Genomic DNA, 17083 nt, shown 5'->3' with positions numbered 1-17083 from the left:
TCATGGGTAAGTCTAGATCAGAAATTCAAGTTCATAATGAATCAATCAAAGCGCGGCAGGTTCTGTTGGAGGACATACTAGCCGATATACGAAAATACATCTCAAATGAGGTTGTCACTGCTGCTCTAAGAAATCAGGGGGCTTTGGCTTCCCTTTCTTACAAATTCGATTTAGCTGGAAAGCATTACACTATCGACTCTACAAGTCTGAACACCCTCAAAAAAAAATCCGATGAGTTACTTGGTCATCACGGTTTCGCAGGGCTAGAGCGTCTTAGAGGCTTGGCTAAGGATGCAATTGCCGCGTATGCCGAAAGGGGTAACAAGCCCACCAAGAAGACCAAACATGGGCTAGAGCAAATTAATAGCGAGTTAGAATGCACGGTGGTCGCACTGCGGCGCGCTAATTTCAGGTTGCTTCAAGGGCTTTCCACTGCTATCTCAGGAATCAAAGAAACCAGGGATGGTTCTAGTGAGGCTGTTAGAAATAAAATCGCTAGCGAAGCCGTAAATGCACTGTTGGCAATAGTCTCGCTTAATGAGTCTCCTTTTGACGTGATTCCATCTCACGAGAATATCCAGTCTTTAAAGGTAGTACGGAGTGAGTAATTTCCCTGAGCGTAAGCTTTATTCAGTGGTTCCTGAGCTTCAGTTGTTTGACCACAACGCACTGGGGAAGCTCGTGATTAGGGATGCGAGCAATCTGACATTCATCAATTGGCCAAACGGGGCACCCTGTTTTGCCGCGAATCTCTATATGCTTTCCCTTACGGTTCGCCCCAATAGGATGAAGCGTAAAGGGTTAGCCCGTACAGGTAGAAAAGGTGGGACGATTGGTGAGTACGCTCAGAAAATAAGTCAGTTGGTTAGATTCTGTTATGCTTCAAACATTGATTTTATAGATCTATCAGATAACGATTTTACGCGTTTTATTCATCATCTAGGTACGGAGGTAGATCCCAAAAATCTTCGTGATAAGAAGAAAGCCACACTCACCGTTGTAGACGTTGGGACTGTATGTATAGACTTCCTAAAGTATATTGGAGGGCTTTATGAGCAACCCAATTTCGTCGCGATTGGAGGGCGAATAAAAATTACTGAAAGCGTTACAGTGAAAAAAGATAAGCGTGGTCGTGATTATGCTGTGCACAGTGTGTGGCATCACGCATTTCCACCTGGTGGTAGGAGGCACGAGCGGAATGCGATTCCTGCTGTTCATGTCGACCAGCTCAGGAGCGCTGTCGATGAAATGGGGGGCTCACGTTTCATCAAGATTCGGCGGCATGCATTTATCTCAACATTGGAAAACTCTGGGGCTAGGCTTTCAGAGGTGGCGAGTCTTAAGGTCGTAGATGTCCTGGCCGCTTATGAAATGAAGCACCCTATGCTTAGGTTTATCACCCTGAAGGGCGACGACAGTGAGGAAAGGGAAATACCCGTAAATAAGATGTTCCTCAATGAACTGATCTCATACATTGAGTTTCACAGGGATAAAGTTGTAAGAAAAAAATTCTCCAGTATTAATGATCATGGCTTCGTATTTGTATCGTCAGCAACCGGAACGCCGCTTTCAGAAACGTCCCTTGGTAACGAGATCGGTTCAGTGCGTAGGTTTGCTGGCATCGAGGAACAAGCCTGTGCACACATGTTTCGCCACTCGTTTATCACGAACTTGGTAATGGAGTTTGTACAACGGGATAGATATAGGCGTGCAGGAGACTTTGAAGTCAGGTTGCTTTCTGATGAAAGTTATCTTGAGGAAGTTAAGATGTATACCGGCCAGAAATCAATTGCGACTATCATGGGCTATGTGCATGCAGCATTCAAGGAGATTGAGGGGTATAGCACTACAGTTAGCAATGTTTTCCTAATTCGAGCCATGGAGCAGTTCGACAAATACTCTCGTAAGCTCAGGGCCCAGCTCGGCTCTACCCTTACAATTCAAGAGTATAACTTAGAGATGGAGAAGCTTGAGGCTTTAAGAGATGATGACTTTGCTCGTGAGCTTGCAAGAGAGAAAACGGTCAAAGGAATCGCTCCGATTCTGCCTGGCCGCGAATGATTCGGTGAATTCTGGGAAGGGTCTATCATTCACAGGGTAGTGTTGAGATACCATGGTTTATGAGCAATGGATTCAAGCCTAGTGTTTCAGGTTAGGAAAACGTCTTGATGCTGCTTTCACGCCTCTGGAACCTTATCAGCCCCGACCGTCGCCCCGAGTGGGAGAAAGCGCGTGAGCGCGAGTTCATCCTGGCGGCGAACTCCTTGAAGACCCTCAAGGTGACACCCGAGGGTGGAATGTCCATCGACCCCGAAGAGCTCCGCGAACAGATCATCGCCTCACGTGAGCAGTTGAAGCACCTTGTCCACAAACCAGGAGCGCCTAGCAGGGCATCCAAAGCAGCGGGGGGCGTCGAGGTGGAACCGGAAGCGAGTCCCGCCGTAGTGGCTGCAGTGAGTGTCATGGAATGTGTCGAGGTGGTGGCTTGGCGTCGGTTGCAGACTGGCGCTGCCGTGCGCTACGTGTGCCTCCAGTCTACGAGTACGGGGCGATTCGCTGTCGCTTCAGCAAGCATGTTCACAGGAGCCATAGAGAGTCTCCCCGCTTGGGTCGACGGCAATACCAAAAGGCAAATCGCGAATGCCGTACAGCTCGGTGATCTCCAGTGGTACGCGGGTTTGAGCGAGGCTATGGACGCATGGGATGCAGAGTTTTGATGGCCCTGCGCTTTCAGTTGGGGCGTGCCCCTGCGGGGAGCGGCTGTCGTGTACCGAGCCCTGGCGATGCCAAGGTCTCGACCCTTCGGGCTTCCATCCCACACGCCAGCGCGCTTCGCTTGCCCGATCCAGCCGCATGATTACCTGGCTTCTGTTCGGGCAGTCAGACAAGCTGAGCTACATCCAAAACTCAAAGGAATCAGTGCTTTTGTAAAGTTGAGGGGAGGTAGTTCAAGCTTTGAAAGAAGCGCGGCAGGCTTCCATCAAAGCAGTCGCGTCATGGAAAGCTCGGTGGTGCCTAGTTGTTGGCAGTTGGCGATAAATGTCACTGGCAGCCTCCCGGCCCACAAACACTTCCAAAGGTTTCAACTCGAGGGTGGGCATCAGATCTGCTGCCTCGTAGAGGGCATCGAGCCAAACCCCGTCTTTGAGGTGAATCGCTGCAAAGCACCTGCTCTGAAAATAGCTCATTCATATTTCTCGCCACAGCGCATGGGGTATCACCTCGCTGACGCACCTGATCCTGACAGAGACAATGCATGTCTTGCGCATCAAACGACCAGTCCGTTCAGTAACGGGCTGGCTTGATCAGCGAGTTGAAGGAGGTTTCACTCGACACGACAGCTACTTCGATAGGATAGCTATCAGGAGCTATTCCAGAGGCTTCAAAATCAATAAAAAACGAAGGCCGTTCCACCTTGCTGCTCCTGTTTGAGGTTGCGATTTTCAGCGGCTACACCGACTGCTTGTCTGTTTGCGCCGCCATCGCTCGAACCAGCCGCTCTAGCTGTTAGCAGCCTTTGCAAGTCGATGGTTTTGCAGATGCTGCATCTCGCGCTCCCATTCAGTCAGGAATTTATACCAGTCTGACGCGTATGGCCCATCAACCAACCTGGTCGACCCGATGCTTGCTTGGTGGAAACGCTCCCTCCAAGGTTGCGGAATAGTCCGCTCCAAAATGATGTCGATTCCGGAGTGGTGATGCTGCACCGTGACACAATCCCGAACCCTGTTGAGCTCAAGTGCCTTGTCAGTATTAGGGGAGTCTTTTCGCTCTTGAAGTCCAAGGTCGTCAAGGATTGATAAGGCACCGAACGCCTTCGGATCGCCTGGAGACATGTTCGCAAGCATCCACAAAGCCTTTCGCCTCTTTGCTTCCAGCTCGCGGAGTTCATCGTCGGGCATCTGAGTTACCTCTGCTTGAGCGAGCTGGCGCTGATGGCGTGCCGCCTGCGGCGTCAGGCTGCCGTGAATCGAGCCCCGCCGAGGCGTGTCTCGACCCTGCGGGCTAGCATTCCACACGCCTGCGCGCTCCGCTTGCTTGGTGTTTGCGTCTTGGGAAGAATAGATCGTAACGCATCCTCCCTCAGGATTCGCAGCGCAACGCGCTGCTCTTGGAGCTTGGTGTAGCGCTTAATCCAGGCATAAAGGCTGTGCACGGACACATCCAATCGCGCAGCCACCTCCAACGCAGGAAGCTGCTTTTTGGTCACTTGATTTATCGCTTGGATTTTGAATTATTCGGGATAATGCGGGTTCTGAACGAGCGCTTTGGAAATGCGAGTAAACTTTAGCTCTCAACTGGATCAGTTGCTGTCTGTCTCCACACTTCAGCGGTGGTTTTGATGAGTAAACTGTTACTCATGCCGGTGATTAGCGCAAATGATCGACAGTGCTTCTCTACTCTCGGCCATGTCCCTGACGAATGACTTTTGGATCTTGATTCGATCAAATGGAACGAGCGCAGGTATCAAAGTGAGGAATACCCGCTACCAAAATCTTCCAGGGAAATTGCAACACCCCATGCCGTCAGTGCCTGGAGGGTTCGGTACGTGCGCAGTAGCCCTTTTAATCGCTTTCGTCCGATAGCTTCCATAGACCCACCGCATTCCTTGCATTTCAATTTTGACATGGCCATTATTCCGCCATCTTGCCATTCGGCACAAGATTGACCAAGGATCGTAGGACAAATCATTGCGCGCAGGACTCTGCATCGAGATCGAGCAAGGCATGCATATGGTTCGGGCTTAGCCGTTCCATGAGCCAATATCTGACACCAACACCAAAATCAGTCGCTGCTGTCCATGGTCTCACAGGGAAGGGGTAGGACTTGCTTCAGAAAATTTTTGGCTGGTTTAGCGCTAGCAGTAAGCATCATAGAAGTGAAAACCCTTTTCTATATCCTCTCGACCTTGACGAATTGAAAGCAGAGCTCAAGGTTGAGTACCATGCCAAGCGACTAGGCGAGCTTGGCCTACCTGCTGCAAACGATGAAAAGTTGACAGGCGCCGAAGAGGCCATTAAGGGACGACTAGAGAACGCCCGCCGTGATGCCCTGTCCTGGGCGACGCACCGGCTCAAGACCATCCATAACCGACTGGCAGAGCTAGACATCACGCCTATCGTCAATCGGTCTCTACAGGCGGATGAAGAGTTTGAGCGCCAGGCGAACTCGATGCTGTCTGACGAAGAACCGGCGTTACGATCTACCCATCAAGCTGCAGTAACAGCTACCAGGGAACTTGAGCAGTTCAAGATTAAGCACGGACTCCAGAGAGCTGCGAAGACACAGTCAGGAACAAGGGTTTTTACCCTCTCTATGGTGCTGATCCTCATGGTGTTGGTCGAAGCGGCTGTCAACGCCAAACTTTTCGCTGCAAGCTTCGACGGCGGCATCATGGAGGGCGGTACCTGGGCGTTAGGCCTCGCGGTGTTAAACGTAGCCTGGAGCTATTCTTGGGGACGTTTCTGTCTTCCGAACGCGCTCCACGTAAACGCTGCACGAAAGATACTTGGATGGTTTTCGATCCTTCCGGCATTTTCCGGCGCCGTCGCCGTAGGATTGATCACTTCCCACTTCCGAGATGCGCTCTCAGCCGGCGCCGATATCGGCTCGAACGAGGCTGCCAAGATAGCGCTTGATACGCTAACTCAGACCCCATTCCATTTTGCAGATGCTTTCTCGATGTTGTTGTTCGGCCTAAGCGTAGGCTTTGCAGTCTTTAGCTACTTCGACGGATTCTATTGGAAGGACGGTTATCCCGGCTATACCGCCGTCCAACAGCAAGCTAACGAAGCTATCGACGCCTATGAGGGGGAGGTGGAAGAGGTACGCGCTAAGTTGAATGATCTGAAGGAGCAGTTTCTGAGGGAGCTCGACGAGGATAGGGATACCTCCAAGAATCAAGTCGTTGCCTACTCACATGAGATCGAGGAGAAGCGGGTAACCCAGCAGCGTGTGCAGGCTCTTTTGCATCAGGCACAGAACCTGTCGAGTTCTCTCATAGCTCTCTTCCGCTCGGAGAACGAGGTATATCGTAAGGGCGCTCCTACCCCAGATTATTTCAACCAAGGGATTCTGTTCCAAGATATTACCCTGCCTGACTTCAACACGGCGCCTCAGGAGATACTGCTCGGCCTGCAGCAAACTCTTCTTTCTGGCCTACATAACAGGACGGAAGTGATTCGCCAACGGATTCAATCCTCATTCAATAGTAAATTCGATCAGTTGCAACCGTTCCGTGACCAGATCAACAAGGAAGGTAAAAGTAATGGCCAGGCGTAGTCGGGCAGCTCAGAAAAAGAAAAGTCGCGAGATGATTGCTGCCATTGTCACTGGTGCAATTGTGATTGCGGTTATATTAGGTTGCATATGGGCATATAACGACAGGGACATCGCGCCTGATAAAGCAACCCTTTGCCCAGCCTCAGGCCCTTTGGGCCACTATGTCATTTTGGTGGATAATACAGATCCATATCGCTTCATACAGAGGGAAGCATTTCTCCAGCGAATTAAAACGCTCGCGACGTCCCGAATCCCTGAAGGCTATCTAGTGTCTGTATATCTACTTGGCTCAGATTTCACACAGAATGCGAGACCTGTTTTTGAGAAGTGTAATCCGGGCCTAGGTACAGGCAAGACTGAGCTCAACTCAAATATTCAGCGCATCAAGAAGCGTTATCATAGCGAGTTCATTGATCCATTGGTGATGATGGCGGACTCCCTTCTGCTCAAGGAAAGCTCGGCTCAGTCACCGATTTTTGAAATGCTTAAGCTCGTAGGCATAGGCTTTGATCGCTCCAATGTTCAAGGCCAGCGCACACTGATCATGTTCTCCGACATGATTCCGAACACAAAAGAACTAATGATGTACAAGGGCATCCCTGACTTCACCGCTTTCGATAAGACTGCTTATGGCCAGATCTCGCGCTCAGACCTCAAAAATGTACGGGTAGAAATTGAGATGCTTAAAAATAGGCCTGACATTCAAACTGGAAAACTAAGAATGTTTTGGGAAAGCTATTTCGACAACTCCGGCGCGACCTTGGCGTCCGTCCATGGCATGGAAGGATAACCAATGAGATCGCTAAAGATTCTCCCGCTATTTATTGTTACCTGTACCCTAAAGATAGGGCTTGCTGTACTGGCCTGGTATGTACAGAGCATGTTGATACTGGGATCGATAATCCCGCTCTCGTTGATGATTTTGTACATATTTATTGGCTATCGATACCGCGAGTCCGTTGTATCCGATGAAAAATTTGCCGATTCTTGTTATTACTTAGGCTTTATTTTTACGATTGTATCGATCATCTTGTGTTTAGCCGACTTACCGAACATTGGCAGCGAAATCTACATTATCGCTGCTCGATTCGGCGCGGCGATGATTAGCACCGTACTTGGCCTCTTTGTTAGGGTGTGCCTAGTGAGTTTCAGGCCTACCCTGGAGGACGCAGTCCGGAACATGGAGGATCACTCCGTCGAAGCCTCAAGAAGGCTTATCGATTCCTATCAACGCTCCTTCGATGAACTGGAGCAGTTTCGCGGTGAAGTGGCAGCCGCAGCCAAAGAAACAGTTCTGGGTGTCACGAGAGAAATCCAAAGCATCACTGAGCACACCGCAAAACGCATGGACGAATTTTTTGTAGAAGTATCTACGAGAAATTCCCAGGCGATGGCTGAAATCGTTGAAGATGTCAGGAGCACTACGCTGGATCTTAAAAAGGCGGTGGAGATATACACTAAGGCCGCCACCGGCTCCGTCAGTAAGGTGGACAAGGCCGTCGACAGTTTTGCATCGGGTGTAGTTGAAAAGCTGGACAGTATCGATTTCCCACAAGATTTGTTTTCAAGAAAACTCGATACAGCTATTCATGCTCTCAACGGATCTACCGATGCTTTGACTCAAGGCGTGACAGCTATCTCTGGTCAAGTGCTTGATGCGGCTCGCCTGGTAGAGAAAAGCATCACCAAGATCAACCTCAAGTCCAACTCGATCACCAACACCCTAGAGATCGCTGAAAAAATTTCGATCCAGCAAAAGGTGCTCCTCGAAATCATCGAACACCGAAATGAGGAGATGATCGAAAGCCTGCGTTCCCAACAAGAGCAGATTGTTAATGCTCTTGATCACCAACGTATAGCCACTGCGGACGGGGTCTCGAGACAGCTCGACGTATTGACTGAAATCTCCGGCACATTCTTGGAGATCGGCAACACTATGAAAGCGGTTAACGAGAACGTGGCGCTATCAACTGATCTATCTGCTGAGATCAAGGATGGCATCGTCAGCTCCGCTCATGAGGAAGCGCGTGCCCAGTTGGCCATACAGGAGAACCTGGCAACCTTGGAGCAAGCAATCAAGGCAAACCTCGACAATATTGCAGATATTTCGGTGGATAGAAAAAGCCTGATTGATAGCCAGGAAGCCTATCAGGCGCGCTTGAGCGAAACCCTCAACCAGATCGACCGCGCAGCCTCGGCTAGCACTGAGACTCTTCTAGCAGCTCAAGCAGTGCTAACCGCGACGCCGGCTCAAACCGAACCGCCTATTAACCATGTCGAGCCGGGAACAACGGATCTCGAGGGTCACCAGTTTCTAAAAACGGCTGACCAAACGAAAGGTTCGTGGTTTGGACGTAAGGAAGCACCCTAAGTGTCCGGTCAGAAGAACGATCAGATATTCCAGCTATCGCTTACGGAACTCGCGTTCATGATTTCGTTTTTGCTGATGCTGATATTGGGGATGATGGTGTTCAAAACAGCCAAGGAAAACGAGTCCCTTAGAGCATCTATCGAAAGTAGCGGTGACGCTCAGCGGCAAATGGACATGCTTACCCAGATTACCCAGACCCTCAAATCGCAACTGCAAGCTGTGGGCGTAAAAAAGCCTGAAGATACCATCACTAAGCTGATCCTAGCAGCTGAAGCCAAGGCCGAAACTGAACGTCTTAAGGTTCTCCTTGAGGAGAAAAACAAGGAGGTCACAGCGCTCATGGAAATTGATAAGGCTTTGGCCGAGATGTCGGACGAGAAGAAAAAAGATCAGGCGAAGGAGGTTCTGAGGCAGGCTATGCTGACCCTTGCAGATCTTAAAAAGGCTCTCCAAAACCAGCAAGATGAATCAACGGGCACGTTGAGTAACGAGGCCATCATCGCGAAGGTTCGGGAGTTACAACAGACCAAGCAACGCCTGGCCGGCTTTTTGAACGTGAAGGTAAGCGACCTTGACGAGTCCAAGATTGAAAAGCTAGTGAGCGATGCGATTGCATACGGTGAGTTTCAGAAAAAAGACGTCAACCCGGTTCAACTGAAAAAAGAAAATAGCGACCTACAAGGCCAGATCGCTTTCCTTCAGCACAAGCTTGATGCCAGAGGTGGGATGGACTATCCCCCTTGCTGGGCTGATCCAGTCAGCGGAAAAATCCAGATGCTGTTCTTTGTCGAGCTAAATGATACCGGCCTGGTGTCTTCACCCGATTGGCCTGAATCAAGGCAGCAGGATGCCGTGGATCTTCCAGGTATCCAGTCAATTCTAACCAAACAGACTTACGGCTATGAAGAGTTCTTGCAAGCGGTACGTCCCATATTTGATATGAGCAAAGCCAAAGGTTGCCGTTTCTACGTGCGCATGAAAAACAATGTTACGACTGGTGTTGAATCAGATCGTAAACGCCGCTCGATTGAAAACTTTTTTTATAAACAGGAAATGCGACGCTGAGATTGTGAATTTTAGTGCGGGGTTCTTATTCAACCTGCATAACCAATCAGCATCTTTGCTGAACGGTATACAATAAATAACAGTCATCATCGAAATCTTGGTGATGGCTGTTATTTTAAGCGCAGCTCTTTGTTTTTAATGTTTACGTGAGATATCAAACTTCGAACTCAATGAAGTTCCCATTATCTTCAATCATCAGCGCGACATTCACTGTTGGGCGGTACGACTCAGGAACCTCTTTGAGTATAGGCTTGATTTTCGCGCGAATTTGATTGCGCGCGTCTGCCTTGCGGTCTGTTTCATTAGTGCCAGTAACGGCCATGACGCCTGTAAATGTCGTTTCAATTTGATCCACTTTATCCCACTCACGCTTGAATTCAGCGATTTTGTTTCGTACAAAATCCGCAGATTCCTCCGCCCTCTGAGAGTTAGGAGCACTCTGATGAACCGAATAAGTAAGCATGAAATAACAGCGCATAGAAACACCTCTCGCTAAATAAAATACGAATTTTTAGTTTGTTTTTTGCACCCGCTTATCGGAGGCGAGCCCTATGTTTATAATGGATTAAAAAACAACAATCAAGCTGAAAGTTTCACTTGAGGGCGGAAGTTTTTTAATGATGGATGGCGTTTATCTTTGCCATCGCGCGCGCGAATACCACAATAATAAAATTATTTCACGCTACCCTAGTCGGAATAATATGTCGTATGGCGAAGTGGCAAACAATTTGAATTTGCAAGTTAAGCTAAGGAAGATATTTTTGAAGAGCCCCCCTTGAGCTGACTACTTTGTACGCATCGGGCGACCGCCGCACAAGGCTAGGGTGCGCTGCTTCGAGGCTGACGACCGCTTAGGTAGGCGGATGCACCTGGTAACCTCGGAGAAAACACGTTGTTACCAAGTGAGGAATCACCAATCAGGTTCTGGCTCCGTTCCCAAATGAATCGTCATAATCAGTGCACGCCGGTAATGTAAAGGAGTCGCGTGTAACTCTAGGGACTGAAACCTATTTGCTGCACCGACCAAAGCGCTCATACGCTCCCGAGGTACGGATATGAAGACTCCAAGCCGTTTTCCGCTTGCAGTTATGGATCCAATGCCTCTAGGCGCGTCAATGTCCTGAGATAGGCGCGCATCGGCATAAAGCTGGCACTCAACCTCCGGATATTTGAAGTTCTCTGGGTGGACGACCTTGCCTCGCAGAGTTAGGAGCATATGTTCATTATAATGGCCTTCGTTTGCCCTCGAAAAATCTGGTCGCGCTAGGCTGAACGACCAAGACAGATCCCAGCTTGACAGCTTGATTTGGTAAAGAACTCGCTGCGTTTCAAGCTTCGGACGGCCTGATCGAGACTTTGGCTTCGGCTTGGCTATTCTGGCCATAGTGACCTCGACTAAACGTATGGTCAGTTTTTGAACAGTATTCCGGCTGATTTCAAATCGTACAATTGCAGTCGTGAGTCCAGATCCGCTGGCTCGCTCCTCAAGACGGCGAATGCACTCAGCTTGGTGGTTGCGTCGATTCTCTCACTTCACGACAATGCCCCCCATCATCTATTGCACGGAATGCAGCATGGAGCGGCAGCATCAACAAGGCGTCAGCTATCAAGCTCTCCGGACTGACTTACTCCTGAAGCAATCAAAATTCGTGAGAAGCACACCGGGCTTTGTTGCACACAACGCAAATCCGAACCGCTGTCAGTCTGCCAATTCTTCACCGCAGCCCTGCGCATGCCACCGCCGCCTTGAAGTCAACACCGGCGAGCAGCCAGTAGCCGCAAACTACCATTCTCATTCTCCACATTTCGCGAAGGCGGTAACTCTCCCCCATGGCTATCAAAAAATCTGAGCTTTATTCGTCCTTGTGGAAATCCTGCGACGAGTTGCGTGGGGGTATGGATGCGTCGCAGTACAAGGATTATGTGCTGGTACTGCTGTTTGTGAAGTATGTTTCCGACAAATACGCAGGCAAACATAACGCCATGCTTGAAGTGCCGGTCGGCGGTGGCTTTGCCGACATGATCGCGCTCAAAGGCGACAAGGAGATTGGCGACAAGCTCAACATCATCGTTCGCACTCTTGCCGAGGCCAACGGCCTGACTGGCGTGATTGATGTGGCTGACTTCAACGATGCCGAGAAGCTTGGCAAAGGCAAGGAGATGGTGGATCGGCTATCCAATCTGGTCAGCATCTTTGATTCACCCGGTCTCAATTTCAAAGGTAACCGCGCTCAGGGCGATGACATCCTCGGCGATGCTTATGAATACCTGATGCGCCACTTCGCCACCGAGTCGGGCAAAAGCAAAGGTCAGTTCTACACTCCGGCGGAAGTCTCGCGGATCATGGCTAAGGTCATCGGTATTAACACCGCTACCGACAGTACCCAGACCATTTATGACCCAGCCTGCGGTTCTGGCTCTTTGTTGCTGAAAGCCCACGACGAAGCCAAGCAGGCCACCAATCTCGACTTGAGTATCTACGGCCAGGAAATGGACAACGCCACCAGCGCCTTGGCCAAGATGAACATGATCTTGCACAGCTGCGAGACGGCCACTATCTGGAGGGACAACAGCCTTTCCGCGCCATACTTCACAGATGCCCATGGCCCGTTCAAAGGCCGGCTCAAGCGTTTTGACTTCGTCGTCGCCAACCCACCGTTCTCAACCAAAGCCTGGAGCAACGGCTTCAACCCGGCTGAGGATGAGTTTGAGCGCTTCGGCTTTGGTATCCCGCCCGAAAAGAATGGTGACTACGCGTTCTTGCTGCACATCCTTACCTCGCTCAAGCACTCCGGCAAGGGCGCGGTGATTCTGCCCCACGGCGTACTGTTCCGTGGTGGTGCAGAAGGAGTTATTCGCCAGCGCATCCTCCAGCAAGGCTTTATCAAGGGCATCATCGGTCTCCCGGCCAACCTGTTTTACGGCACCGGCATCCCGGCCTGCATCATCGTGCTGGATAAAGAGCAAGCCCACAGCCGCAAAGACATCTTTATGCTCGATGCTAGTAAAGGCTTTATTAAAGATGGCAACAAAAACCGCCTACGCGCGCAAGACATTCACAAAATTGTCGATACATTTACCCAGCAGCACGAAGTGCCCAAATACGCTCGCTTGGTGTCGCTGGACGAGATTGCCGCCAACGACTACAACCTCAACATCCCGCGCTATATCGATGCCTCTGAAGAGGAAGACCTACAAGATATCGAAGCCCATCTAAAAGGCGGCATTCCCAGCCGCGACATCGATGCGTTGGCCTCCTATTGGCAGGTTATCCCAGCGGTACGCGTTAGCTTGTTTGCCCCGGCACGGGCCGGCTATAGCCAGTTGCAAGTGACTATTGGCGAGATCAAGTCGACCATCTTCGCCCACAAAGAATTCACCACTTTCAACCAGACCATTACCGAGCTGTTCAACGGCTGGAAAACTCGAAATCGCCCGCACCTTCGCGCCATAGCAATTGGCGACAAGCCCAAAGCCTTGATCGATGCCTTGGCCGAAGATCTGCTTGCCAGCTTCGCCCAAGCCCCGTTGTTGGATGCCTACGATGTGTACCAGCACCTGCTCGATTACTGGGCCACAACCATGCAGGACGATCTCTATCAGTTGGTCAGTGCCGGCTGGCAGGCGCTGATCGTTGACGGCGCCAAGCAAGGCCAACCTAACACCGATTTGCTGCCTCCAGAGCTGCTGATCAAGCGATACTTCGCAACTGACGCCGCAGCAATCGAACAACTGGAGGCCGCCCGCGACGCCTTTAGCCGCCAGTTGGAAGAGCTGGACGAAGAGCATGGTGGAGAAGACGGTCTGTTAGCCGAGGGCAAAACCGACAAGGGCAAACTCACGGTCAAAAGTGTGAAAGACCGCATCAAGGCTATCAAAAACGACTTGGCCGCTGCCGAGGAGCTCTCTGCCCTTGAGCGCTACCTCGCCGTACAGGAACAAGAAGCCGCCGCTGGGAAAAAAGTCAAAGAGACGCAAAAGGCCTTGGATACAAAAGTCGCCACGCAGTACCTCCTACTCGACGAAGAAGATATCCAAGCCTTGGTAATTGAAGACAAATGGTTGGCCACCTTGGCCGTGGATGTACAGACTGAATTAGATCGAGTCTCCCAAGCTCTAACATCGCGCATCCGCCAACTGGCTGAACGCTATGCCTCGCCATTGCCACAACTGACTGTTGAGGTCGAGGCGCTGGCAGCCAAGGTGAGTAAGCACCTGTCCAAGATGGGCTTTGTGCTATGAGTACGCAGGTAAAGTCGGGGTACAAGCTAACGGAAGTCGGGGTAATACCGGAGGATTGGGAACTATCAGAAATTTCAGCTGTGTGCATGACCTCTTCGGGTACAACACCTGCACGAAGTCTCGCTGACAGATATTACAGAAACGGAACAATAAACTGGGTAAAAACGCTCGACCTTAATAACTCTGAAATCACTGACACCGATGAGCTTGTTACTCAAGAGGCACTCGAAGAAACATGCTTAAGAGTCTATCCCAAAGGAACTGTTCTTGTTGCAATGTATGGAGGTTTTAATCAGATTGGTAGAAGTGGGTTGCTGCGAATCCCTGCGGCTGTTAATCAAGCAATAACTGCTATTCAGACCAAAGCGACGCTCCGTCCTGAGTATCTTCTCGCAACACTCAACTATAGAGTTGACCATTGGAGGAGCGTAGCAAGCAGCAGCCGTAAAGATCCCAACATTACCAGTCAAGATGTTCGATCTTTTAAAGTTCCATTTCCGCCGATAAAAGAACAGAGTGCTATCGCCTCCGCTCTGTCCGACATTGACGTTCTGATCAAGGGACTAAATCAGCTGATCGCCAAAAAGCGCGACATAAAACAAGCCGCAATGCAACAGCTCCTCACCGGGCAAAAACGTCTGCCGGGATTTAGTGGGAAGTGGGAAAAGAAAACTATTGGACAGATTACGGAGTGTGTGTCTGGAGGGACACCTAACACATTAATCCCAGCTTACTGGGGTGGAGATGTACGATGGATGAGCTCCGGCGAGTTGAATCTAAAAATTGTAAGAGAAGTTAACGGTCGCATTACCGATGTCGGTCTAGAGAATTCTAGCACAAAAATAATTCCAGCTTTTTGTGTCTTGATTGGTTTGGCTGGACAAGGAAAAACTCGCGGAACAGTAGCAAAAAATGTTGTTGAACTTTGTACAAACCAGTCAATTGCAGCCATTCTCCCTAACCCCACATTTTGTACCGACTATCTTTATTACAATCTTGACTTCCGTTACGACGAGTTAAGATCTCTGTCCGCCGGCGATGGCGGAAGAGGTGGTCTAAATTTGAGTATTATTAGATCGCTTAATGTTCCTTTACCAACTCTTGCCGAACAAATCGCTATCGCTAATATCCTCTCCGATATGGATAGCGAACTAACCACACTTGAAATTCGTTGCGACAAAGCTCGTAATCTCAAGCAGGGTATGATGCAGGAGCTGTTGACAGGAAGGATTCGTCTTCTATGAGCACCATTACCCCGCACTACCGCACCGTGCAGCAGCTATTGCATAGTCAGTCCTTCTCCATTGATGAGTACCAGCGTGAGTACAAATGGGAACGAGAAAATATTGAAGAGCTGCTGAGTGACCTACGCGACAAGTTTCTGAGCAGCTACCAGGAGGGCGACAAGACCAAGGAGGTCAGCAATTACGAAGACTACTTCCTCGGGTCAATCATCGTCAGCAAGCGCAATGGCAAAAGCTATCTGGTCGATGGTCAGCAGCGAGTAACCTCTCTGACCTTGCTGCTAATATATCTGCACAATGCGGCCAAAGAGCAAGACCTAGGAGTGGTGGGTAACCTTGCCCCACTGATCTACTCCGCGCCCTTTGGGGAGCCTTTGTTCAATCTCGATATCACCGAACGACTGCCAGTGATCGAGGCGCTGTTCAACGATGTGCCTTTCAACCCAGACGGTAGGGAAGAGTCCATCCAGACCATGTACAACCGTTACCAAGACATTGGGCAAATTGATTTGGTGGGTGAGCTAAAAAATGCGTTGCCGCACTTCATCTACTGGCTCATCAATAAAGTTGGCCTGATTGAAATTGCCACCGACAACGACAGTTATGCCTATGCTATTTTCGAGACCATGAATGATCGCGGCAAGCCGTTGAGTCCGGTGGATATGCTCAAGGCTTACCTGCTTGCCCCTATTGAAGATGACGCACGACGCCAAAATGCCAATCAGGTTTGGAAGCGCCAGGTGCTCGATCTGATTTCATGGGGGAATGAGTCAGAGCCGGAGCGCGATGCTGCCTGCATAAAAGCTTGGTTTCGCGCGCAATATGCCGACTCCAAACGCGAGGGCAAGGCCGGAGCAATCGACAAGGACTGGGAGCTGATCGGCTCGGTTTTTCACCGCTGGGCACGCGATAATAAAGCCCGTTTAGGCCTTGGTTCTGAGACGGCTAGCCTTGAGTTAATCACTACTCACTTCCCATTTTTCAGCTCCGTGTACCGTCAGATTCTTGATGCGAGCCATACTTATACTTCAGGGCTAGAGGCGATTTACTACAACGCCCACAATGAATTTACTTGGCAAAATACCGTGCTATTGGCTCCCCTACGAGTAACCGATGACGGCGAGACGGTACGACGCAAATTGGCGGTAACCGCTAGCTATCTAGATATATGGCTGATGCGTCGAACGGTCAACTACATCCGTGTGGGCTACTCAAGTACCAGCTACACGATGTGGTCTTTGTGCAAAGAGATCCGTGGGCTAAGCCTTGAGCAGTTGGTTCAGGTACTGATGGATAAGGTTGATGCTGACGATGTGACTTTTTCGGGAAGTCCAAGTCGTGGACGTCATGGCATCAGTGATCTTAGATTGAATCAGTTCAGTCGGCGCTATATTTACCATTTATTAGCTCGCATCACAGCATTCACCGAAATGGGTGCAGGTAAACCAGATTTATTTCCACACTATGTAGACCGTAATTCGAAAAACCCTTGCGACATCGAGCATATCTGGGCTGACAAATACAGTCGGCATGCCGAAGAGTTCGCATCTGATCAGGAGTTTCAGGCAGCTCGCAATCACGTAGCGGGGCTCCTCTTGCTTCCGGCTGATGTGAACCGCAGTTATCAGGACAATACCTTCGAAGAAAAGGCCCCGCAGTATGCGCAGCAGAATTTTTATGCAGCGACGCTTACTGAGTCGGCCTACAAGAACCAACCTAAATTTGCAGCGTTCCGGCAATCCGAGCAATTGCCTTTCAAGTCTTATGCAACCTTCAACAAAACGCAGCAGATAGAACGATGCGAACTGGTTGAGGCGCTTGCAAATCGTGTATGGGCACCTGAGAGGCTGAAGCATTATTTGCTTTAAGGCATGTTGAC

Annotated in this window: 12 protein-coding genes and 2 pseudogenes; 10 read left to right on the top strand and 4 right to left on the bottom strand. The window is 50.1% G+C overall.

The annotated features are described in order from the left end of the window. Positions 1-2 precede the first annotated feature (2 nt). The 3 genes from JBO08_RS12070 (at position 3) to JBO08_RS12060 (ending at position 2717) form a co-directional block, all read left to right on the top strand. Complete coding sequence (locus JBO08_RS12070; RefSeq protein ID WP_220074707.1) at positions 3-608, top strand: hypothetical protein; 606 nt, start codon at positions 3-5, stop codon at positions 606-608. After that, positions 601-2061 (top strand): site-specific integrase, encoded by a 1461-nt coding sequence (locus JBO08_RS12065; protein WP_220074708.1) that lies wholly within the window; start codon positions 601-603, stop codon positions 2059-2061. Before JBO08_RS12070 ends, JBO08_RS12065 begins: the two co-directional genes overlap by 8 nt. Positions 2062-2168: 107 nt before the next feature. Further along, entirely contained in the window at positions 2169-2717 is a 549-nt protein-coding gene (locus JBO08_RS12060) for a hypothetical protein (RefSeq protein ID WP_220074709.1), read from the top strand. 783 nt (positions 2718-3500) lie between these two features. Here the strand turns inward: JBO08_RS12060 and JBO08_RS12055 are convergent. The 3 genes and pseudogenes from JBO08_RS12055 to JBO08_RS28150 all read right to left on the bottom strand — a co-directional run. After that, positions 3501-3902 (bottom strand): hypothetical protein, encoded by a 402-nt coding sequence (locus JBO08_RS12055; RefSeq protein WP_220074710.1) that lies wholly within the window; start codon positions 3900-3902, stop codon positions 3501-3503. A 200-nt stretch (positions 3903-4102) separates the two neighbouring features. Then, a pseudogene (locus JBO08_RS12050) lies at positions 4103-4228 on the bottom strand (transposase); the annotation flags it as partial. 1 nt (position 4229) lies between these two features. Continuing rightward, positions 4230-4545, bottom strand: a pseudogene (locus tag JBO08_RS28150) (EAL domain-containing protein); the annotation flags it as partial. 282 nt (positions 4546-4827) lie between these two features. On the opposite strand from JBO08_RS28150, the gene JBO08_RS12045 reads away from it, so the two are divergent. Genes JBO08_RS12045 through JBO08_RS12030 form a run of 4 tightly spaced genes read left to right on the top strand, consistent with a single transcriptional unit; the run spans position 4828 to position 9718 of the window. Next, positions 4828-6282, top strand: coding sequence for a hypothetical protein (locus tag JBO08_RS12045; RefSeq protein ID WP_220074711.1), 1455 nt, complete (start codon positions 4828-4830; stop codon positions 6280-6282). Next, positions 6269-7072: a hypothetical protein gene (locus tag JBO08_RS12040; protein WP_220074712.1), complete on the top strand. Its 804-nt coding sequence runs from the start codon at positions 6269-6271 to the stop codon at positions 7070-7072. The genes JBO08_RS12045 and JBO08_RS12040 overlap by 14 nt, the downstream gene beginning before the upstream one ends. Before the next feature lie 3 nt (positions 7073-7075). After that, complete coding sequence (locus JBO08_RS12035) at positions 7076-8653, top strand: hypothetical protein (protein ID WP_220074713.1); 1578 nt, start codon at positions 7076-7078, stop codon at positions 8651-8653. Further along, positions 8654-9718, top strand: a complete 1065-nt coding sequence (locus tag JBO08_RS12030; protein ID WP_220074714.1) for a hypothetical protein — start codon at positions 8654-8656, stop codon at positions 9716-9718. It abuts the gene before it with no gap. Between the two features lie 154 nt (positions 9719-9872). On the opposite strand, the gene JBO08_RS12025 is transcribed toward JBO08_RS12030, so the two are convergent. Further along, on the bottom strand, positions 9873-10196 hold the full coding sequence (locus JBO08_RS12025) for a hypothetical protein (protein ID WP_220074715.1): 324 nt from the start codon (positions 10194-10196) through the stop codon (positions 9873-9875). A 1352-nt stretch (positions 10197-11548) separates the two neighbouring features. On the opposite strand from JBO08_RS12025, the gene JBO08_RS12020 reads away from it, so the two are divergent. The 3 genes from JBO08_RS12020 to JBO08_RS12010 are packed head-to-tail and all read left to right on the top strand — an operon-like array spanning position 11549 to position 17072. Further along, positions 11549-13960: a type I restriction-modification system subunit M gene (locus JBO08_RS12020; RefSeq protein WP_220074716.1), complete on the top strand. Its 2412-nt coding sequence runs from the start codon at positions 11549-11551 to the stop codon at positions 13958-13960. Next, positions 13957-15204 carry a restriction endonuclease subunit S gene (locus tag JBO08_RS12015; protein WP_220074717.1) on the top strand — a complete coding sequence of 416 codons (1248 nt, stop codon included), beginning with the start codon at positions 13957-13959 and terminating at the stop codon, positions 15202-15204. The genes JBO08_RS12020 and JBO08_RS12015 overlap by 4 nt, the downstream gene beginning before the upstream one ends. Then, positions 15201-17072, top strand: a complete 1872-nt coding sequence (locus tag JBO08_RS12010) for a DUF262 domain-containing protein (RefSeq protein WP_220074718.1) — start codon at positions 15201-15203, stop codon at positions 17070-17072. Before JBO08_RS12015 ends, JBO08_RS12010 begins: the two co-directional genes overlap by 4 nt. Positions 17073-17083: the final 11 nt, after the last annotated feature.

The organism is Pseudomonas sp. LAP_36 (assembly GCF_019456785.1).
Taxonomy (GTDB): Bacteria; Pseudomonadota; Gammaproteobacteria; order Pseudomonadales; family Pseudomonadaceae; genus Aquipseudomonas; species Aquipseudomonas tritici.
The sequence above is the reverse complement of the archived record's forward strand: the minus strand, read 5'-3'. Positions and strand labels throughout refer to the sequence as shown.